This is a genomic window from Luteibacter sp. NPDC104163 (assembly GCF_055584245.1).
The window spans coordinates 149,096-169,939 of sequence record NZ_JBVJMK010000005.1; the positions used below are offsets into that span (position 1 = coordinate 149,096).

At 61.2% G+C, this 20,844-nt stretch carries 13 protein-coding genes; 7 read left to right on the forward strand and 6 right to left on the reverse strand.

Features of this window, described 5'->3' with window-relative positions; all coding sequences use genetic code 11:
* The first annotated feature begins 84 nt into the window (after positions 1-84).
* Positions 85-720 (forward strand): GIY-YIG nuclease family protein, encoded by a 636-nt coding sequence (locus ACZ6YI_RS08585; RefSeq protein ID WP_465778265.1) that lies wholly within the window; start codon positions 85-87, stop codon positions 718-720.
* Positions 721-1,333: 613 nt separating this feature from the next.
* On the forward strand, positions 1,334-2,344 hold the full coding sequence (locus ACZ6YI_RS08590; RefSeq protein ID WP_465778266.1) for a YihY/virulence factor BrkB family protein: 1,011 nt from the start codon (positions 1,334-1,336) through the stop codon (positions 2,342-2,344).
* A 113-nt stretch (positions 2,345-2,457) separates the two neighbouring features.
* Here ACZ6YI_RS08590 and ACZ6YI_RS08595 read toward each other — a convergent pair whose 3' ends face one another.
* Positions 2,458-3,315 carry an SDR family oxidoreductase gene (locus ACZ6YI_RS08595; RefSeq protein WP_465778267.1) on the reverse strand — a complete coding sequence of 286 codons (858 nt, stop codon included), beginning with the start codon at positions 3,313-3,315 and terminating at the stop codon, positions 2,458-2,460.
* A 134-nt stretch (positions 3,316-3,449) separates the two neighbouring features.
* Here ACZ6YI_RS08595 and ACZ6YI_RS08600 point away from each other — a divergent pair, with 134 nt between their 5' ends.
* Positions 3,450-5,243, forward strand: coding sequence for a glycoside hydrolase family 15 protein (locus tag ACZ6YI_RS08600; RefSeq protein ID WP_465778268.1), 1,794 nt, complete (start codon positions 3,450-3,452; stop codon positions 5,241-5,243).
* 89 nt (positions 5,244-5,332) lie between these two features.
* Here the strand turns inward: ACZ6YI_RS08600 and ACZ6YI_RS08605 are convergent, their stop codons facing one another.
* Entirely contained in the window at positions 5,333-6,424 is a 1,092-nt protein-coding gene (locus ACZ6YI_RS08605) for a site-specific integrase (protein WP_465778269.1), read from the reverse strand.
* Between the two features lie 838 nt (positions 6,425-7,262).
* On the opposite strand from ACZ6YI_RS08605, the gene ACZ6YI_RS08610 reads away from it, so the two are divergent.
* From ACZ6YI_RS08610 to ACZ6YI_RS08620, 3 genes are read left to right on the forward strand one after another with little or no spacing between them, the layout of a single operon-like run.
* Complete coding sequence (locus ACZ6YI_RS08610; RefSeq protein ID WP_465778270.1) at positions 7,263-8,492, forward strand: N-6 DNA methylase; 1,230 nt, start codon at positions 7,263-7,265, stop codon at positions 8,490-8,492.
* Positions 8,489-10,222, forward strand: a complete 1,734-nt coding sequence (locus tag ACZ6YI_RS08615) for a hypothetical protein (RefSeq protein ID WP_465778271.1) — start codon at positions 8,489-8,491, stop codon at positions 10,220-10,222. The genes ACZ6YI_RS08610 and ACZ6YI_RS08615 overlap by 4 nt, the downstream gene beginning before the upstream one ends.
* 2 nt (positions 10,223-10,224) lie before the next feature.
* A complete protein-coding gene (locus ACZ6YI_RS08620) occupies positions 10,225-11,106 on the forward strand; it encodes a hypothetical protein (protein ID WP_465778272.1) in 882 nt (293 codons plus the stop codon).
* A gap of 47 nt (positions 11,107-11,153) precedes the next feature.
* Here ACZ6YI_RS08620 and ACZ6YI_RS08625 read toward each other — a convergent pair whose 3' ends face one another.
* The 4 genes from ACZ6YI_RS08625 to ACZ6YI_RS08640 are packed head-to-tail and all read right to left on the reverse strand — an operon-like array spanning position 11,154 to position 19,264.
* On the reverse strand, positions 11,154-12,203 hold the full coding sequence (locus tag ACZ6YI_RS08625) for a hypothetical protein (RefSeq protein WP_465778273.1): 1,050 nt from the start codon (positions 12,201-12,203) through the stop codon (positions 11,154-11,156).
* A 34-nt stretch (positions 12,204-12,237) separates the two neighbouring features.
* The gene (locus tag ACZ6YI_RS08630; RefSeq protein WP_465778274.1) at positions 12,238-17,136 is read right to left on the reverse strand and encodes a hypothetical protein; all 4,899 of its coding nucleotides are present in this window, start codon (positions 17,134-17,136) and stop codon (positions 12,238-12,240) included.
* An 8-nt stretch (positions 17,137-17,144) separates the two neighbouring features.
* A complete protein-coding gene (locus tag ACZ6YI_RS08635) occupies positions 17,145-17,912 on the reverse strand; it encodes a hypothetical protein (RefSeq protein ID WP_465778275.1) in 768 nt (255 codons plus the stop codon).
* Entirely contained in the window at positions 17,909-19,264 is a 1,356-nt protein-coding gene (locus tag ACZ6YI_RS08640) for a hypothetical protein (protein ID WP_465778276.1), read from the reverse strand. Before ACZ6YI_RS08640 ends, ACZ6YI_RS08635 begins: the two co-directional genes overlap by 4 nt.
* Positions 19,265-19,652: 388 nt before the next feature.
* Here ACZ6YI_RS08640 and ACZ6YI_RS08645 point away from each other — a divergent pair, with 388 nt between their 5' ends.
* Positions 19,653-20,549, forward strand: a complete 897-nt coding sequence (locus ACZ6YI_RS08645) for a DNA-binding protein (protein ID WP_465778277.1) — start codon at positions 19,653-19,655, stop codon at positions 20,547-20,549.
* Positions 20,550-20,844: the final 295 nt, after the last annotated feature.

The following is a 20,844-nucleotide window of genomic DNA, read 5'->3' on the forward strand; positions in this document are numbered from 1 at the left end:
GGATCGCGACTTTGCCAGGCACCGAAGGCTTGGATGCTCCGGCTTGGGTACTCCGCGCCCAGCGACACGAAGGTAATTCTCCTGATGATTGGCAACTTGCCTGGGGATGAGCTTGGGCCGCAGGCACCGCGCACGGTGTCCCGTGGCAGAGCGTTTGTTTACGTGCTCCCGTGCCGCGACCGCGATCTGGTGAAGGTGGGCTTTGCCCGCGATCCCCTGCGCCGGTTCGTGGATCTGCATCGCCGCTTTCATGCATTTTTTGACCTGGAGAGGGGCCTTCTTGTCGCGGTTGACACCGTGGCTCAGGCGCGGGCGCTTGAGCGCACATTGCAGGTTAGTGTTGCGCCCTCCCGCGCTGCCGCACCGCTTGAGACCCGAGCGGCGGCGGCCGGAAAAACCGAATGGTTTGCGGGCATTGATCCGCTTGTGACAGCGCAGGCCCGTTTACTGGCCACCGCTGGGGGACACGAAGTGATCGCGCCCCTGCGGGCATGGCTCGCCAGGCGCCTGGGTGAACATGCCGATCGCGCCTACGACTGGGCTGCGCGGCTTTACGAAGCGATGATTGAGGCTCAGACCTATGGGCAGGACGCTCGTGGCGTGGAAGATATGCTGTCGCTCGCTATCGCACGTTACGCCGCGGTCGGTTTGCCGGTAAGGACGCTGATGCCCGACGAGGTTTTGCGGTGGTATGAGGAACGCTACGAGCTTTTGGACTGAAGCGACAGCGATGCGGCCCCAGATGGCCGGATCTCGCTTGGTTCGACCTGGTAGGGCGCCTTTCAGGCAGCTCGCCGCGCCGGACTGCCGTTGCGCGCCGGGTTGTCCGATGTCTATATCCGCGAGCCTAAACGGGGATAGGAGACCCCTTCCATCGACCGCCAACCGAGCGACGAGAACGGGTATCGAGCGCGTGAGGAGACTCTCCCCGTCGGCGATCCTCAGCTCTCCGTTCGGTCCCCCAAGGATGCTGACATAACCGCAATTGATCCGCGCTGTCCATCTCGCCATAGGCTGCCCATGGCACGCGACAGCACCTTATTCCCGTCCTTCAAGCTGATGTCGTACCGGTGCCGTCGCCAGCGCGATAGAACGCGTCATCAATGAGCGGTCGCTTGTGCCGCGTCACACCCGCTGTGGCGCGGCGCGCCCTCGATCATCCCGGGGCTGAGGTGCTCGCGCCACTCGTTACCCTCGTGGAAGCCACGGAGGCGCGAATGCCGTTACCGCTAGCGGCGACGGTATTGCTAGACGGCGTGACGACTCAATATCCGCACCGGGTTGACGTCGAATTACGGAGAGTTCGTCGTGTATTAATGCAAGGGGAACGCCGATGTTCAAGCGCCTGTTGAGAGCGACCATTGCCGGGTTTGGCGACGACGAACTCATGACCCGGGCGGCCGCGCTGGCTTTTTATGCAGCGCTGTCAGTGGCCCCCGTCCTTCTACTTCTGGTATGGACACTCTCGTTGCTGCATCCGGGCCTCGAAGCCCAGCTGACCGATGCACTGCGGACGACGGTGGGCGACAAGGCCTCCGCATCACTGGAAACCGTGATCACCAGCGCCCACGAACACCCGAAGCTAGGCCACCTGGCCGGCGTCGTCGGCCTGGGCGTGACCCTCTTCAGCGCCTCGGCCGTGTTCGCACAGCTGCAAGGCACACTCAACCGCGTTTGGCGAGTGAAGCCGAAGCCGGGCGAAGCCGTCGGGACCTGGCTGCGCGCCCGCGCGCGTGCCTTCGCTCTGCTCGGCGGCGTGGCTTTCCTGCTGATCATTTCCTTTGTGGTCAGCGCCATCATTCAGGGATTGCTTGGCGGCGAGGGCGCGGTGTGGACGGCCGCCAAGTACCTTGTCTCCGTGTTCGTCTTCGCCGGTGCGTTTACGTTGATGTTCCGCGTCCTGCCGGACGCGACGATCGACTGGAGCGACGCCCTGCTGGGCGCCTGTCTTACTACCGCCCTGTTTCTTGCCGGTGAGGTCGGCATTGGGCTCTACGTGGCTCATAGCGACGTTGGCGGGGCCTACGGCCCCGCAGGCGCGTTCGTGGTGCTACTGACCTGGACGTATTATTCCTCGATCATCGTGCTGCTCGGCTCGGAGCTCACCCGCGGCATCGCCGAGGTGCGCGGCAAGCCCATCAGACCCGATGCACACGCTGTACAGATCGAGCCGGCGCCCGCGGAGGTGGGAACGCCCGGCGAACCGGGCCGGCCACGTGAGCGTCCGGGGCACCGTCGGACCCAGCGGGTCACTGCAAGTACGCTTATCGTCGCGGCGACGGGCTTGTCGATCGGAGTTTGGCTGGGTAACCGGAAGGCCAAAGGCCGTCTACGGCGGGCATAGACCCGTGTCGTTCGGGATGCCCGCGCTCAGAGGACGGTTACGGGCCAGCCTCCGCCGCCTCTGCAAGGTGTCGGCATTCGACATGAAGACCTCGCCGACCGGGGCACGCCGCTTCATAGATTGGGTGCACCGCCCGCAATGGTCAACATGGCGCCGCTGGTGAAGCTGCTCTCGTCACTGGCGAGGTAGACGTAGGCCGAGGCGAGTTCCACGGGCTGACCCGGCCGTTGCATCGGCACTTGCTTGCCGAAGTCCTTGACGGCATCAGGCTGCATCGTCGATGGAATCAGCGGGGTCCAGATGGGACCGGGCAGCACGGCGTTCACCCGGATACCTTTTCCCCCCCACAACCCGGCAAGACCCGTGGTGAAGTTGGTGATGGCGCCCTTCGTGGAGGAGTAGGCTAGCTGCCCCACCGGCGGTCGCTTGGCGTTGATCGAGGCGGTGTTGATGATCGAGGCCCCGGCCTTGAGATGGGGTTCGGCAGCGCGGAGGATGAAGAACATGGCGTGTACGTTCACATCGTAGTGCCGTCGCCAGTCCTCATCCGAGATTTCCTGCAGGCTCTGCGCTTCCTTCTGGAAAGCCGCGTTGTTCACGACGATGTCGAGCTTGCCAAACCTGCCCAGCGTGTCGTCCACCAGTTTTCGGCAATGGGCCGGCTCTGCGATGTCGCCCGCGATAAGCAGGGGATCCCGGCCGGCCCCTTTGCAGACCTGTGCCGTGTCGCGCGCATCGTCGGACTCGGTCAGGTACGAAAGCACCAACTCAGCCCCCTCCCGTGCAAAAGCGATGGCCACGGCGCGGCCGATGCCACTGTCCGCACCGGTGATAAGGGCGACCTTACCCGTCAGGCGGCCGTGACCCTCATAGGAATCCTCGCCATGATCCGGGCGCGGCGTCATCTTCTGGAAGCTGCCGGGGTAGGCCTGCGGCGGCGTATCGAAGGGCGGGCGGGGGAAATGGCGCATGGCGGCGCTCCTGGCAAAAACGCAAGGTGATACCAGGTGCGTCATGGAAGCGTTTGTGCGATGTGGACGGCATGGCACATACGTCCGTTGCACGTTGGAGCTGGTGTCATCACCACTCTCGATAAGGAGTCGCCATGCCGCCAGCGTTCTTTCAGCATGCCCGCGCGGATGGCTTCCTACCGCTGGAGGCCTACGGCGTCCTTGGCGATGGCCGCACGGTGGCCCTGGTCGGTGCCGATGGAAGCATCGACTGGTGGTGTGTCCCCAACATGGATTCGCCCCCGTTGTTCGATCGCCTGCTCGACCCGGATGAGGGGGGCTATTTTCTGCTCGAACCCGAGGAGCTGCTATCGGTGGAGCGCGCATATCGCGATGCCAGCAACGTGCTGGAGACCACGTTTCGCACAGCCACCGGCGTTGCGCGGGTGACGGAGTCACTCAACAGCGGTCACGCCGGGCGGCTGCCATGGGAAGAGCTGGCACGGCGCGTTGATGGGCTGGAAGGCGCGGTGGCATTCCGTGTCCGCTTTCGGCCGGGGCGCCAGGCAGGCAAGGTCAACCCCTACGTCAGCGAAGCCAGCATGCAGCGCGTCTTCCATGTTGGCCGTGTGCTTGGAGTGTTCATCTGGAGTGGCGGCGTCGCCATAGACACGGAAACAGATACGGGTTTGCGTGGCCATTTTTTCGTCGAGCAGGGCGACCGTGAAGTGCTGGCGATCGTTGCGGGTCGCGACGAGCCGCTCGTGGTACCGTCGATCAGCGATATAGACGCGCGTATTGATATTTCCGATGCCGAGTGGCGGCGATGGAGCGAAGAGGTGCGCTTCACAGGCCCACGGCGCGAGGCTCTGGTGCGCCACGCGTTGTCGCTGAAGCTGCTGCTGTATTCCCCCACAGGTGCCATCGCTGCAGCCGGGACGACGTCGTTGCCGGAAGCGATCGGTGGCAAGAAGAACTACGACTACCGCTTCGCCTGGGTCCGCGACGCGGGATACACCATCAAGGCCTTCTTGCGCATTGGCGCGATGGCCGAGGCCAAGGCGGCGTTCACCTGGCTGATCACGCGCCTGCGCGAGAGCGAAGACGATCTTTTCTACACCTTACGCGGCGACCCGCCGCCGGACGTGGAAGAAGTGGACGTACGGGGCTATCGTGACTCACGTCCGGTGGTCATCGGCAATCGGGTCACACGGCAGCACCAGCACGGAGTCTTCGGTGACATCCTCGAAACGGCGGCCAGATTCGTCAAGGGCGGTAACGTCCTCGACGCCGAAACGGCGGCCACGCTGTCGGGTCTGGCCGATCGCTGCGCCGATACCTGGCGGCTGCCGGATTCAGGTATCTGGGAACTGCCTGAGCCGCGCCACTACACCATGTCCAAGGTGAGCGCTTGGCAAGCGCTAGCGCGTGCCGTTGACCTCGCTGACGGGGGCCACTTGCCCACCACCTGCCGTGATCGATGGGCACGTGAGCGCGATCGCATTGGCCACTGGGTGGAGGAGCATTGCTGGTCGGCGGCGAGGGACGCGTTCGTGTTCTTCCCCGGTAGCAATGAGCTGGACGCCTCGCTGGCCTTGGCGGTCCGCTTTGGCTTCGATGGCCACGAGCGGTTACGGCGTACCATGCTCGCCATCGATCGTGAGCTTGCCCACGGACCGTTCCACTACCGCTACTCAAGCGCGCGCGGTCAGGAGGGTTGCTTCCTTGCCTGCACCTTCTGGATGGCCGAGGCCTGGAAGCTGCTTGGCGATCAGGCCAAAGCCGAAGCGACGCTGGCCGACGCTCTGGCGGGGCTGGATGGCGGTCCCGGCACGCTCGCGGAAATGGTGGACGGCGACACGGGCGCTTGGCTCGGCAACCTGCCGCAGGGGTTGAGCCACCTCGCGGCCGTGCATGCCATCGTCACGGTGGCAGGCGGCGAGCTTTAGGCTGCTGAACAGTGGGACCGGGTGGGTGCCCCGTCGGCGTCGCCGAAGACGCCTCGCTTTGACGCGGCTCTTGGGCCTGGAGCGATGGGTCATTCGGAGACGTCGTCCTCGAGCAGCCGTGCTCCCGCGCTCTCAATCAGGACGCCCGAGCGGTGGTAGCCCACCACGCTGACGACACTGCGGTGCCCGGACAAGGCCATGACGTCGGCCAGGGGCACCCCGGCGCGGCCCGCCTCCGTGATGAACCCCGCGCGCAGGCTGTGCCCGCCGATATCACCCTCCACGCCCGCCGCCCGCGCGCGGCGCTGGATGACCGCCCCGATGGCGGCCGGCGAGAGACCGGGGCCGACGCGACCGCGCCAAAGACGCCGGAACAACGGCCCGTCACCGATGCCCGAGGCACTGAGCCAAGCCTCCAATGCGAGTGCCGCGCGGCCCACGACGGGCTTACCGCCCGCCGCGACGGACGCCACACCGGCCTGATCGGTTTTGCTTGCGCCCATCTGAAACACGTACTGCGCCTCCGCCACATGGTGCAACTGCGCGACCTGCGCCTGGGCGATCTCACTGCGCCGACGGCCGCCGCTGGCAAACCCGAACAACAGCAGGGCGCGGTCGCGCAACCCCTCCAGCGAGTCGTCGCACGTCGCCAGCATGCGCTCGAGCGGCGCCCGGGTCAGGGCGGCTTTCTTTCGCGGACTCTCCCCGCGCTGAGCCGAGGCTCGCCGCGCCCGCTTCAACAGTTCACGCACCGCAGCGGCCTCACATGGGCTGGGCAACTCGCGCAGGCGGTGCACGCCAGACAGCACGGACAGGCGATGCTCGACCGTAGCGCGCTTCCACGGCCCGAGCGCCGCTTTGGTCCCGGCCGCCACCAGCGCGGCGTCCAGCGCTGGGGGCAATTCGTGCCGCCAAGTGCCATCGGCGCGCGGCCGGGCCAAGTGATCGACGACGAACTGCAGCACGACGGCCTCGGGGGCGGGCAGGGCGATCGGACGACCGTAACGACCTAAGTACCAAGCGGCCCAGTAGCGCAAGGCGCCGCGGTAGCTACGAACGGTGTTCGCCGAGGCGCCCGCAGCGAGGATTTCGCGGATCGCTTCGGCCGCACCCTCGGCCAGCCGCGCTGGGTCGACCAAGGGGTGAGGGCGGGGTGCAGGCAAGTAAGGATCGGTTTTCATATGTGCGACATATGTTTTGTTACGAACGGGAGGATGTACCGGCGATAATTATCCCTTATCGCCGGTAGGATGGCGAACAGGGACCCGTCGAAGCGGGAGCAAGCTTTACCCTGAGAAACGGCGAATTGCGCCAGTGTTAGCGGGAAAACCCGATGCCGAACGGCCAAAGGGGCGCCGCGACGCACTCTGGGCCCTCCGAGGCTGCAGCCCCATTGATGGCGCGCCCGGCCACGGACGCAGCTTGCGCGCTTGGTCCGCGCGAATGCCGCTGCGCAGCCGGATCAATCGTTCGCGCGAGGGAAGACCTGGCGCCGAGTGACGTCCGTTCTGGAGAGTCCGACATGTCGGCCCACACAGTAGCCCTGAATGCTTGGATCGCATGGCTCGTGCCAGATAGGTGCGGCGAAACTCGCACGCCATCCGCAGGCACCGGACTCGGACGCCCCCGTCCTGACTGCTAAAGAAGTGGCTAGCGCGAATAGCCAACGAACCGAGCCAGACCATTAGGTGCATCAAAGCGCGCGACCAGACGCTTGCTGTCGGAGAGGGGATCAGCCTTCCGACGGTCGCCGGCTGCTAGGCAGTTCGCCGTGATGAGCGCGGCCGGAAACGAGCACGAAAGGGCACCGAGCGAGGGATTCCTCGTGTGCCCACCCCGTCGAGCCTCGAAGTCAACACACGCCCTCCAAAGGGGGCGGACGACTGCCGCGCGGGCATCGTCGGCACGGAAGGCAATGATATCGTCGACGCAGGCGCCGCCCTGATGAGATACCCCACTGAATCCACACCGGATTGCGGTCAGTTGGTGTAAATTTACTGCGTCTTTAATGGGGGCGGTATGGTTGGCGAATCACTTGGCAGGCGACGAGACGTACTGGGGCGTTACTACACCAGCGATCCCGTCAGTGCGCTCCTCGTGAAAGCGATGGAATTGGCTACCGCTCACACAGTTCTGGACCTGGGATCGGGCAATGGCGCGCTCACGGCCCATGCATCGCTGCAGTGGCCAGAGGCACGCTTCCACACAGTCGACGTCGACGAGCTCGCAGGGTGTAGGCGTTTCGCCGACGTCAATGCCAACACCTTCAAGCATCACGTTGGCGACGCGCTGGACTATCGCTTGCATGATCAGATTGGCCTCGGATTGGGGACGGCCTGTGCGGCCGTGTGTAACCCGCCGTACATCCGGCCAAAATGGCAGGCGCATTTCGGCACCATTCTTGAGGAAGCCGGGTTGAGTGGCGTGCTCCCCAGGTTGGGCGACGCCTCGGCCGACCTATTGTTCATTGCGCAGAACCTTCGATACATTCGCCCAGGCGGCAAGCTTGGCCTTATCGTTCCCGACGGGCTTATTTCCGGAGAGCGCTACAGAGCGTTCCGGGCTCGCTTGCTTGCGCAGCACACTGTGCACGAGGTCATTGAGCTACCAATCTCGGTATTCCGGTACACCGAGGCGAAGGCCCATATTCTCGTTGTCTCGAAGGGCGCGCCCACCTCTCCTCGGACGTCCGTGCGCCGTCTGGACGGAAAGGGGCAGCTATCGGCACCGATCGACGTGCTTCCTGACGAAGGGGCGCGCCGCCTGGACTACTCACACATTTGGGCGGCGAATCGCGCCAGGCGATCAGAAGGCTCCTCATCAGAGCTGCGAACGCTAGTCGATGCGATCTCTCGCGGCACGTACACCTCGTCGATGCGGCGAGAGGTCGAGTTTCCGGTGTTGCACACCACAGATTTTCGAAACGACGGCAAAGCCGTCAAGCCAGCCATAGCGTTAAAGCGTGGACAAGCCAGTGGCGTCAAAGGCCCCATCGCCCAGCCTGGAGATATCGTCGTTGCTCGCGTCGGGCGGAATCTTCACGACAAGGTCGCGTTAGTCGTCCGAGGGCGATTCGCTATCAGCGACTGCCTCTTCGTTATCCGACCGAAAGCCGGCCAAGAAAAGCGCGTACTCAACTTCCTCCAAAGCCAGTCCGGAGCGGAGGCTCTCGCTGCCGCGGCCCATGGGGTGGGTGCAAAGTTCATCACTGCATCAGCGCTCGGAGAGCTTCGGGTGCCGCAAGCATGACCTCGGTTTCACGCGATGAGGGCCTCGAACTAACCCTCCAGCAACGCGCAGACTACATCCCACTCGAGGATCTTCTTGAAGAAACCTCGTCAGATGGCGATCTGTTCAACAAGGTACATAAAGAGCTACTTAATCGGGCGCTTCGGACCATCGTCGGCCCAAGAGGATGCGGAAAGACGCACATGATGCGATACGCCTGGCTGAAGTGCAGCCAGACAGCGCAGCTCCCCTTTGCTGTGTACGTATCCTTCAATCGATATTTTCGGCTGGAGCCCTTGCTGTCAAGCAGATCTACCGCCCTCAACCAATTTCACTCCTGGGTCCTCGCCCGAGTTGCTCTCGCCGCGTGGGAGGCAGCGACGGCGTGGAAGTTGGATGGAAACGATGTCGCTAGCATATTCGCCACGCTCGACCTTTCGCCCGAAGGTCTAAAGATCTTCGTCACCAAGATCGAGCGAAATCAACCGTTGGAGACAACTTACCAAGAGCTGGCTGACTCGCTATCCATTGAGCGTGTACAGACACTCATTGATTCGGTGCGAGAGCTAGCGGGACGTCGATCAACCATCCTATTAATGGATGACGCAGCGCTTACGCTGACGCCTGATTACTTGCTCGAATTTCTCGACATTGTACGGTCGATCAAGTCAGTCAGCATTGCTCCAAAGGTCTCCGTTTACCCTGGCACGACAGAGGTCAGCCCGAAGTTCCACCAGGGACAAGACGCGATACCAATCTCGGTGTGGCTGTGTGTCGAGGATCCAGCCTACGCTGCGGTAATGGACGCCATTGCGGAGAGAAGGGTGCCTGGCTACGCCAGAATTCCCAAGGATGTACGTGCGATGCTGCGCTTCGCAGCTTTCGGCATCCCCCGTGCTTACCTGACGATGCTTGATGAATACAACCGCGGCGGGTTTCGCAGTAGCCAGCAGGGTACGAACCAAATTGTCAGCGAGCACCTTAAGGCGCGAATCGATGAATACCGTTCTCTCGGCGTCAAGGTCCCAAAGCTAGACGCCTTGGTCATAGCAGGCGAGGCGGTACTCGACGGCATGGCGAAAGAGTTGAAGACTCAGAATGCTCAGTTAAGCTCTAAAGGTCATAAACAGCTAACCTACGGCGTGCAAGCCGAGGAACTCACGCCCATGGTTGATCGCATGTTCAAGCTTCTAATCGAAGCTGGACTGGTCTTCGAGAATGGTGACGTCAAACATGGAACGCCTGAGCGCATTTACCGTCGTTACATTCCCCACTCAGCAAGCCTGCTAGCCATCCGCGCATTCGGCGCCACAGGGACCGGCGGCAGCATCAAACAGACCCTCGACGGCATTGCCTTGCGATCCGCCAAGCACCCGATCAGAAAGAGTCTCGCACGAGCAATACCCGGCCTTGACCTATCTCAGCTAACGCTATCGCTACCGAAGTGCGGGGCCTGCCAAACACGCCGACTTTCCGATTCGCAGTTGTTTTGCCACAACTGCGGACAACAGCTCGTTGATGCCTCAACGTTCACCAAGTGCCTAGCCAATCCCATTGGCGAGGTGCCTGGGCTGACGACCTGGCAGCGCGAACAGATCGCCACCCACCTGCCGACTCTTCGGACAATTCGCGATTTCCTGGCCAAGCAAGATCCGGCTGCAGACTTGCTCTCGGTAAGAGGTTTCGGCACCCGACGCACGGCGCGAATCGTCGACGTTCTCAATAGCTTCGTTGATGACTATCTCTCATAGCCATGGCTGGTAACCCTACGATATCAACTGATTTCGCGGCAATCGTGTCGGTTCGCGCAACAGCGTTCGATCTGGATACGACGACTCTTTTCAACTCGGATCACGACGACTCCGGCGTATCGCCGATAGATCAGTTCTTTGAGAACACACTGAGCCTGACCAAGTTGTGGGCAGTCCAAGCTCCTGGCTTCGAACTGCGTCCGGAGGTAGGCATTCTCTTGCTTCTCGGATACGTTTCCGCTGTTGAAAGCTACATGCGCGCACTCATTCGACGCGTTGTCGCGGTCGACCTGTACTCTCAAGCTCATTGCGAGAAGCAACAGCTCTCTTTTGCAGCTGCGATGCATCACGACTTGACCATGCTTCCCGAAGCATTACTGGAGGAAACAAACTTCAGCGGAAAAAGGGAAATCGTTGCCGCAGTTCCAAAATTTCTCAGCATCAAAGTCGAACAAAACGGCACACTAGAGCTTCTAGATCAGTACGATGCCGTTTGTGAACTTCGCCACTGCTGTGTCCATCGGTTCGGAAAGCTCGGAACAAAAAACGCGATATCCCTCGGCTTACATGGGCACAAAGAGTTTATTGAGAAACCGATTCGCCTGACGGTGCACAACATCAGCGCGATCGCTGACATGCTTCTTACGCTCGTTCGTAGCATAAATAACGATGTGTTTAAGGCTGTCATGGATCGTACGGCAACGAGCAAGCTCAGCGGGCGAAGTGGTCGTGGCCTAGGCTGGACTTGGAAGAAGCACAAAGACCGACGTCTGTATCAAACTTACTATTCGATTTTTGCATCCGTGAAGGATGCCCAGCCTTCACCATCCGCAGATGAGTTATACGAGCGCTTCCGCGCGGTGTTCCGGAACGTGACGGCGTGAGTAGATCTCGGCATCCCCGTGAGCGGTATCGGGCAAATCCGCTCTGGTTATGAGGGACGATCGATTTTTTTTGCCGCAAGCGCGCCAAATGAGACGAGATCTAAGGCTTCTTGATCGACCGCCCGATCCTGACAGGCCGCCGCAAGTCCGTCGAAAAGTTCGTCGCCCGTTCTAGACCAAGGGGCCTGCAAGGCCTTGCCGCTCATATCCGAATACGGATGAGATGATTCGCGGACCGCAACCATTTCGCGCATGGGCTCATACAAGGCACTCAACGTCAGCGCCGGGAGTCGCTTCCTGATCCCAAGGGCGATGCGTAACCCCTCTCTATCGAGATCCCCCCAGAAAAAGAGATTGCGATGAGCAAAGAGACCTGAAATGTCATGGTCTTTACCGGACCGGCTCAATACTTGGCAACGGCCGTGCGCCACACTGTCCAGAAGGGCCAAGCCCGCACTGCTGTCCGACCGAATGTTCAGGCCGTAACCATACGCGGCGACGAGCGCGAGCTCCTCATCCAGTCCCAATTGAACTGCAGTTTCAAAACTGGTGGGGTTCTCAATCAAGAGCACGGCTGAAGGCGCCTTCGGTCCGGCGACCACGATGTATCTAGGCGACGGCAATAGCTCACCGACGCCCAAAAACCGATGAACAGAGCGGGGAAGTTGCCCCAATACCTTGGACGATCCCAGTATGGCTTGAGCGCTGACATTGAACATGAAGTCAGTCGATAGCCAGGTTCCAGCTGCACGGAGCTGTAACAGCCCACGCACGGCTTGCCGCATGTCGGCGCCGTCTAAACCTTCAAAAACGCCGTAAATGGACTCAAGCGCTGCCGAAAACTCGGCGTCAACCGACTCCAATGCCATCGCCTCGTGCCAGGCGGCCGCAGTTGCGCTCGGGGCAGGGCGTACGATCGTGATGTTAAGGTACCCCGCAAAGGGGATCCCGATGGTATCTGGCGCGTACGTCACCTTCCCGGTATGCCGCAACTCGCGAAAGGCGCCGTAGATCGACACCGGATCCTCTGCAAGCGCCTTGATCGCACGCGCGGCAAGGCCCGACGCCCGGAGTCTGCGCTGATCGCGACCGGCCATCCTGACAAGCCAGGCAAGGAGCGTCTCGCTTAGATCAGTCACTCGCAGGCACCCCAGGTTCGGCCGGTCGCTTGACCATAAAGGTAGCGACCCCCATGGTGCCGTCCTCTCGCCCGTCTTCGAACCGCACAAAGCTGCGTTCACCCTCGACATCACGGCGTCCCACGCGGCGACCAATGGCGAGCGACGGAAAGATCGCGAAGTTGTTGCGGTACTCGGGATTGTGGATCAGCCCGATCAATTGCAGGTTGCTATCCGCCTCTCCCAGTCCCTTGAATGCTTCGTCGATCAGCCCGCGATCGGTGAGGTTGCTAAACAGTCCGTCGAAAAATAGCGTACGTTGCGCACGACTACGCAGTTTCTTCTTCGATCCCCCTCCCAGGTGGCGACGGATGGCGCATTCGAGATGGTATTCGGATTCCTTGATAAGCCAGAGCATCTGAAGCGCGGACTTCTGACCCTCGGAGAATGATGGTTGGACAGCGCGCTGGCGTCCATCAAACATCCCGACATGGCGGAACTGCACCGAGGGCTGGGTAAAGATACGATCGATCAATGCGCGACGGATATCCGCACCAAATTGGAGATCGACGGTACGGCGGGTTAATGACTGACGGGCCTGGGCCTCGCGCTTACGCGCCTCGATGTGGTCGCGAAGCTCCTCCATGAGACGTTTAATATCATCGGTGGAAATGACGTCAGCCTGGATTATAAATCGCGCCTTTGGATTCCGCTCCATCACTGCGTTCAAGGTCTGCAGATTGCCTCGCGACGTCTCCGCAAGGCGAGAGAGCGTCTCAATGCTTGCTGTTTCCACGGTCGCTGCTGAGAGCTCCAGCTCTTCAAGTACCGATTGCTCGGAACGTAGTTGCTCGCGTAGCCGATCACCAATGGCAGCTAGGTTCTCGAGCTCCTTAGCGCTATTGGCCCGTTCGATGGCATCGATCTCTGCACCCGAAAACCCGCCATCTACTGCGCCCCTGGCCTTGGTGCAGAAAGCACTTCGCGTGCTTGCAAAGAATTCATGGGCGCGCACGGTCCTTTGCTTGGTTTCGCCGACGTCCTTGCCCGTTCGTTCGACGTCGATACCTTGGATATCATCGCGAAGGCTCCCGATGGCGGCCCTATCAAGTGAGCCATCGCCCTGGCGCCAGTCGACGAGTTGGCGACGCAACGCTTCAGCTGCCGGATAAACGGCGTGTGCCTCTGCTGGCGAATCACCGAACTCCCGATCGCCGAGATCCTTCTGGAAAGGCGTGATCGCCCGATACTGCGAACAAAGGAAGTGCGCAAGCTCATGCAAGGACTCAGTCAGCTGCCGGGCGACGATCAGCTGGCCGTCCAGTTGATCTTGCTGCTCATTAAGTGTCCGTGACCGATCCGCTGCATGCTCTCGCTGGGTCCGTGCCTCACCGATCTGCCGATGCAAGCTGGCGTCGTCTTCATCTTGATGGTCATGGAACGCCTGCGCACCTTGGTAGTTGATCGACCGTAAGGGGTCGAGCTGCTCGCGTGCGGCTTCCAGTTCCGCACGTGTGACCTCACTGGCACGCATGAAATCCGCCATTCCATCCGCCTCAAACGCAGCGACGCGCTTCAGCTGCTCAATCTCGGTGTTATATGACAATACAAACTTCTGCTCGTCAGCTTGTGCAGACCGTAGCTCGCCTGCAACCCCGGCGTACCGTTGCTGGAGGCCATTCGTCTCCTTCGTCCGGTCGGACTCAATACCAGCCAGTTCGCGGTGGCGATCACTCAAGGCCTGTAGCACCTCCGGCCCGCCTCCTTGCATGAACTTCCTCGCGCCCGAGTGGGCGACAATTGCATCAGGCGTCAGCAACGGCGCGAGCATCGCCAGCTGACGCTCTAGATCAACCAATAGATCGTCAAGCGCCGTCAGAGCTTCTTCATGCCTCGTTAACGCCTCGCGACCACCGGATGTCACGAACTGGATGGCCCCATGGAGTGCTGCTATCGCCTCCGGGACCAGCAGCGATCTAGCCCGTTCAAGTTGTTCCTCGATGCGGACGAGCTCGTCCTCCGCAACCGCAAGCGTGGTTTCGGAATCCTCATGGACCGCGTCCAACGCCCGCAGCGCGATGCGATAGTCCTCCGTGTCCGGGCTGTGGAGCAACACCGCTTCATGAGCGGCTGTCGCTCGGCTCGCTTCGGCATCCCGCTTGAGTCGAAGAGCGTCGCGCTCCTCCTTAAGGGCTTGCGGATCCAGGATGGCGCGGACACGACGCGACTTCGCGCCGGCAATAAAGTGGACTGACGCTGCCGCAACACTTTCATCCGTAGGCCCATGCATGAGCGCATCGAGAAGGGGACCACGAAGCAGGAGTGGCCCATCAAGATCCGCGGCCTTCAGCAACACCAGCGCCTGCTCGGCGACGGTGATATCTAGCACCACTGGTGCGTCGAGCAGCGACCCGAACGCGGCCAGTAGGGGAAGGGCAAGATGGTGAGGTAGATCGAGTCGAAGAATCAGGTCACGGACACGCTCTGCCTGGATCCCCGCGCGCTGCAGAACGTCATGGACGCGGGCCAAGCCGGCACTGCCAACCGCATCCAGATTCTCAAGCGACAGCAGCTCGCGATCTATTAACGCCAACGCATCCCTAGCGGCACGTTCATTTGCCTTGGCATCCTCGCGCGCACGATCGGTCGCGCTGATCCAGTCATTCGGGCTCATCGACGTGGCGGCGAGGTGCGCCTTCAGGCTCTTTACCAAAGGGCGATGGTGAGTGATGCATGCATCCACGCGGCGACGGTCATCTACCAGCCGGTCGTGGTCAGCTTGGGGAGTCGTATCCTTGGGATCAATGTCGCCAAAGATGCGACGGAAGGTGTCATACCTCGCGCCGAGCGACCGCGTCGCTTCGAGTGCGCGAATGCTGCTGCCGCGCCGACCTTCCGTATCTTTGACTTGCTGGTCCAGGCGGGCCTTCTCATCGGTAGGCGGCCCGACCTCGAGGGGATCCACATCGCCGAAGATGTCCACGAATGCCTGGTGGTCCTTCGCACGTTCAAGAAGAAGAGTGCGCCGGGTATCAGTTCTCGCACTTTCAGCCTTGACCTTGTCCAACTCCGCGATCGCGTCTTCCAGCCGACGTCCCGTGCTGTCCATCTCATCCTGCAAAGCCGCCGTCATCGAGCTAAGGCCCTCGCGCGTTCTGGTCAGTTCGGCAATCCGTTCTGCCACCGGCGTCAATCCGAGGTTCGCGCGGACCGCTTGTACTTCCTCCCAGCCTGTCGTCAATGCACCCACGCGCGTGGCGTGGCCGCTGACGGCATCGTTGCGCACTCTGATCTCGCGCTCCAACCAAGCACTCACCCGCGCCGGAGCTTGGTGGTACTCCGCGGGCACGATATTCAGATGCGCACAGAACAGCTCATAGGCGCCTTGGTTTTCCCTGCGGTCCTTGACCTGCTGTTCCAAGCGTTCCCTGGCAGCCTCGGCATCCGCGGCGGCGTCCCGGGCTGCCGCCATCTCCGCCCTGACGCCGACCTTCGCTGCCTCAATGCGGCGCGCTTCATGGCGGAATGGGTTGGTGTCGACGGTCTGTCGGGCCAGCGCGAAGGCCTCGACGAGCACACCCCGGAGGTCGCCGCTCTGGTCCGCGCGGCGCTGGGAGAGCTCCAGGGATGCCGCTTCGTCGTAGTACCGGGCCTGTCGCCGGTGGCGCCCACGACCCTCAAATTCTTTTGGATCGCAGCTAAATTCAATGACTTGCGAACTCACTATCGCAACCTCGACCGCTGCCCTGGCGAGCGATGAGCGCCGCGCGAGTTCGTTCAGATGCCCGGTATCCATCCCGAAAAGCTCAGCCAGACCCCGGCTTTCGATGAGAACGGACCCATCGTTGTCCAGCACCATACGCTCTAGTATCGATCGCGTCCGCCCTGCGACGTTCAGCTCGCCAAGGGATTTAGGGACGCCCGGAATCCTGCCGTCTCTTGAGTCGGCGAATCGGTGAAGGAATGCCGCGTCCACGGCCAGATCCTGGAGGCGAGCGCGGTAGGCAAGGTCAGCGGCGTGGATCTTGCTGGCCGCGTCGATCACGGGCCGGAACTCCGCCTCGAGGGCCTCGCGCTGGGCAAGGTAGGCGTGTTTCTTCTCCACCTGTAGCTTGGCGTCAATGAAGCGGTTCATCGAATTGAGGATGGTGTCCTCGATATTCCGCTCGCTTTCATCGCCGGCATCGCCCATGACGTTGGCCAGCAACTGGGGCGCGACGATCTGGCGGAAATAGGCCTCGTCAAACCGCTCTCCGGGGCCTGGCGTGACCTTACTGAACGCGGCCGATGCATCGCCTGCACCGTTGCGATGAAACATAACATTTTGCAGGACCACTTCCGGACTCATGAACATACCGACGGCCCGACGCCAATCCGCGATCGTGTCCCAAGCATCCCATTGCGCGCCGCGGATGCCCCGCACCTGCGCTCGCAGGGTCTCGGCCGGACTGAAGTCGATGGTCGTTCCGGTATAGCTAGCGGCAGGGGCGTCCTCGAAGACACCTGGATATCGATAGAAGCGCAGGCGGTCGTCGCCGCGGTTGGCACACACGCCGATGACGTAAAGCTGTGCCAACGATTTCCGCGGATCGGCCGTCATGAGGTCGCGTTGGACCAAATCTTCGTCGGTGATCAGGGCGAATTCAATGCGAATGTGGGTCGGCGCCATGCCTTGCGGCGCACACCGATCCAGGAACTCGCGCCTCAGCACCTGATCCCTGCTGAGCAAATAGAGGATCGCACTGGTAACCGACGTCTTGCCGCAGCCATTGGGTATCTGAATGGCCGTGGAGGCCCCACACAGGCTAATGACGCTGGCCGGCCACAAGGGGCGCCACACAGAAACACCCAGCGAGGGTTGCCACCCCTCACTGAGATAGTTTACGACCTCAATGCGATTAATCAGTGCCATGTTTCCCCCTAGAGATCATCCTGGTCGACAATACGTACAAGCAGCTCATGGCCAGCCTCGAGCGGACCGGCCGCCTGCAGCCATGGTTCAAGCCCCTGCAACTGGTTATTCTTGATCTCCACGGCAGCCAGAAGCGACTGTCGGTACCGGTCTTCACCAAGGGTATCGACGAGCGCCCCGTCAGCCATGAGAGCCAAAAAACGTTCTACGTACTTGTTGACTTGCGCGCCGCTCTCCGAGACCAAGCAGTTGTAGACCACGTCGTCCTGGATGACATCTTTTCCCAGTTTTCGCACGACGTCATTGATGTACTCATGCATGGCCTCGACGAGGTCCGCGCGAGTGAAGATAGTCTCGACATACCGTGACACCTCCGTCGCTACCCGATTGCGCCGCGTGTAAAACAGAAACTGCAACACGAACCAAAGCTGCGTGAACCAAATACGCCGCGCGGTAACGGTGTCGTTCCGTACCTGCATTCTTGCGTCGATCCATCGTTCACTGAAGATCGCGCTGCTTTCGTCGAGTCGACGAATGAGAAGAAAGATTTGACCACCCGGAGCGAGGCCTTGCGTCTTGAAGTCGTCAAAATGCGCAAGGTCAAATCCCAGCCCCTGCAACAGGCCTTCGAATTCTGCGCGTGCGACCGAATCTGCTTCGCTCAGAAGCCTAGCCAGTTCTTTCTCCTCGGCACGCCCCTTGCCACGCGGCAGTGTCTCCAACTGACGATGGCGCAGAAGAAATGCCAGGACCCGCCCCATATCTAACCGATTCATTCTCGCGTCTCCGCGTTGCGAGTCGCCAGCGCAAGGTCCAAATAAATCAATTCGCCAAGCACGGCATCCTGCTTCACAGTCAGCTCTTTGGGCGCCCACAACTCGATGGGTGCCTCGTGACCAATCGCCCAGGGCGCGGTATACAGCCCGATCAATTCAGGGAGGGCGGGCGTTCCCTCTAGAAAGCACCATCCCGCGTCCAGAGCCTCTGATAGTCGAAGGGGGCCTTCGGTGAGTCGTGCCCTGATCGCTTCAGCAAATTGCGCGACGAACACCAAGCGAGTGTCAACACGGTCAACGGCATCCGCCGTGGCGTCGAAGGACGTTATCGCCAACTTTGATCGGGGCGCCACCCTAACCTTGCCAGCGGCATCAGCAGGCGACGGGAATATCCCTGCCAGCTCCAAGGGACCAAACTGTTGTAAAAATCGGATCGCAGATGAATCCGTAGGAGGGCGCTTGACCAGTTGGAGCGCCATGTCTAAAAAATCTGCTGCCGCGACCGTCGATACCCGCTGCTTCGCCGCCACTTTGGTCAGCTCGGACAGGTCCCGACCGAAGGATTCTAAAGCTTGGTAGACCTGTACGACCCGTTGCTCCAGTTCGAACACGTCACGGGGGAGGGTGGTATCGAGTTCATCGTTATCGGACGATCGCCAGGTCCGTAGCCTTGCTTCTGCCTGCCTTAGCAACTGTGTAGTGTTTACAATGACATCGCGAAACCGTGGCATCCGAACCTTGAACGCGTCCGACTGGCTATCGACCTGGCCACGCTCGACCTCTTGGCGAAGATCCACGCTGGCGAAACGGATTGTGTCCAGCATACCCGTACATAAATCTGGCACCACGTCAAAATCGCCGGACTCAAGGGCCCTGAGTAGCTTTAACGCATCACCCTCGGCGTACATGAAGCCGGTCACCTGCGACGCGAGATTCACTGCTGCCCGGCCCACGGCCGTTAGCCGGTAGTCATCCGCATAGTGTGTCCGTTCGACGAGGTTGGTCTGCTTGTCACTTACCAGATCCTCGCCGCTTCGTGACCGATCGATCGTCCAAAGCTCCGTTGGGCGCGCCAACACGTTAAGAACGTAGCGCAGGTCGTCTGGATCCACCCCGGTCGAGTGCTCGCTAACGGCAATAAACACCGTATCGAACCCTGTGAAATCATTTCCCGACTCGTGCGCCGCATCACGAAGGACATCAAGGGCCAGGCCAGCTAGGTCGACGTAACGCCCGTCACGCAAGCCCGGACGATCTTCTTGGGTGTAGCTCGGCGGATTGCCTGGGAGCCGCTGGGCATCGTGCAGGTCAAGCAACCTGGCCGATAGGCGCAATAGGGGAAGGCTATCCATGTAGCATCCGAGCCGTGCCGATCCATTCCTTTTGACCCATAGCAAACGACCTTTGTTCGAGTGTGGTTAGGACACGGTGACTGCCTGACCCAACGTATCTGCGAGGAATCGCATAACTTGAGACTTTCCGCAATCCGTCGCACGGCTAGTTGGTCCGATGGAGAATTGACTGCACTACAAAAGGTCGGGCAACAGATCCATTGCGCGGCATAGTGCACGGCCCAACGTTTGCGAACCAAGCGGTTGTTGTCCCGCAGTTCAATGTAAGCGTTGCTACCGCTTTCTGCTGGTCGGTACCATGCGAACTACGTCCTGCGTCGTTGGCTTGCCGTTTTTTCATAGTACGCTGTGCATTCATACTGGAATTCTCGTCGTCGCCGGATCTGCCATGACTCGTGGAATCACTCAAGACGCGGTCTTCGCTGCCGCCGACCGTCTTCTCGCCAACGGCGAACGTCCCACGGTAGAACGGGTCCGAACGACCTTAGGGTCTGGCTCACCTAACACGGTGATCCGCTATCTCGATGCCTGGTGGGCCGACGCCGGCCGCCGACTCAAAGCAAAGGCCGACCTACCTGACATACCACCGGATGTCGCCGAGCTGGCCAGTGCGTTTTGGGCCCAAGCGATCACTGCCGCGGCCCAGCTCGCAGAGGCCGATGTGGCACAGACCCGGTCTGAACTGACCACGGAGCGGGAGCAACTGGAGGCCCGGGAAGCCGCACGAACCGCCGAGGCCCAGCGCCTTACCGATGCTCTGGGCAGAGCGGAGCAGACGGTGACCACGCAGGCGACCCAGCTGGAGGCATGGACCGCCCGTGCAAATGACTGGGACAGCGAGCGCGACCGGATGCTGGCTGAGGCAGCCCGCTTGGTCGCCGTCAGCGGCCAGGATCGCGCGGCCCTGGACGCGCTGCGTGATCAACATGCCAGACTTCAGCAGCACCTTGAGCAAGAGCGCACTGCAGCGGCCGACCACATTCGCACGATCGAAGATCGTGCCCACACTAACGTAGATGCGGCGCGCCAGGAGGCCAAGGCTCTAAAGCAGCAGGTAGCCGCTCTACAGCGCGCCATGTCCGCTCAGGACACAACGATTTCCCGAGAGCGCGCCGTGCACGCCAAGGCGCTCGCAACCGCCGAGCGAGATCTCGCCGCGGCGCGCGCCAAAGCCCAAGCTCTCGACGGAGCCCTGGCCACCTTCAAGGCGAGCCTGCGCAAAGCGGCACCCAAGAAAGCCGCGCGTCGCTCGCGGACGACGCCGACGAAACCCAAGACGCCCTAGCGAAAAGATCAGTCTGCGCCGGACTAAGCGGGTCCGGTGACGATGGCACTTCGATCATGTCGTCTGCGGACAAGCGCATCGTAGAGACGCGTTGCTACAAATTCTGACGTCACACGACACCAAGCGTAACTACGTTAATCGTAGTATCACGTCGTCTCTCGACATGGAATGTGACGCCGCACGCGTGTCGCGACCGCGCACATGCGCGGACAAAACCTGTTCTAACTTTTTCTATGGCGCGAGTGCGCTGTCGTGATCACGCGTCGCCTGCACGGTGGCGTTTGGAAGAGTGTGC

Excerpts from the sequence above, each read along its gene's own strand:
- ACZ6YI_RS08620 (WP_465778272.1), top strand. The coding sequence starts at position 10,225 with ATGGCTGGTAACCCTACGATATCAACTGATTTCGCGGCAATCGTGTCG.
- ACZ6YI_RS08630 (WP_465778274.1), bottom strand. The coding sequence starts at position 17,136 with ATGGCACTGATTAATCGCATTGAGGTCGTAAACTATCTCAGTGAGGGG.
- ACZ6YI_RS08600 (WP_465778268.1), top strand. The coding sequence starts at position 3,450 with ATGCCGCCAGCGTTCTTTCAGCATGCCCGCGCGGATGGCTTCCTACCG.
- ACZ6YI_RS08640 (WP_465778276.1), bottom strand. The coding sequence starts at position 19,264 with ATGGATAGCCTTCCCCTATTGCGCCTATCGGCCAGGTTGCTTGACCTG.
- ACZ6YI_RS08625 (WP_465778273.1), bottom strand. The coding sequence starts at position 12,203 with ATGGCCGGTCGCGATCAGCGCAGACTCCGGGCGTCGGGCCTTGCCGCG.
- ACZ6YI_RS08590 (WP_465778266.1), top strand. The coding sequence starts at position 1,334 with ATGTTCAAGCGCCTGTTGAGAGCGACCATTGCCGGGTTTGGCGACGAC.
- ACZ6YI_RS08645 (WP_465778277.1), top strand. The coding sequence starts at position 19,653 with ATGACTCGTGGAATCACTCAAGACGCGGTCTTCGCTGCCGCCGACCGT.
- ACZ6YI_RS08615 (WP_465778271.1), top strand. The coding sequence starts at position 8,489 with ATGACCTCGGTTTCACGCGATGAGGGCCTCGAACTAACCCTCCAGCAA.
- ACZ6YI_RS08585 (WP_465778265.1), top strand. The coding sequence starts at position 85 with ATGATTGGCAACTTGCCTGGGGATGAGCTTGGGCCGCAGGCACCGCGC.
- ACZ6YI_RS08610 (WP_465778270.1), top strand. The coding sequence starts at position 7,263 with ATGGTTGGCGAATCACTTGGCAGGCGACGAGACGTACTGGGGCGTTAC.
- ACZ6YI_RS08635 (WP_465778275.1), bottom strand. The coding sequence starts at position 17,912 with ATGAATCGGTTAGATATGGGGCGGGTCCTGGCATTTCTTCTGCGCCAT.
- ACZ6YI_RS08595 (WP_465778267.1), bottom strand. The coding sequence starts at position 3,315 with ATGCGCCATTTCCCCCGCCCGCCCTTCGATACGCCGCCGCAGGCCTAC.
- ACZ6YI_RS08605 (WP_465778269.1), bottom strand. The coding sequence starts at position 6,424 with ATGAAAACCGATCCTTACTTGCCTGCACCCCGCCCTCACCCCTTGGTC.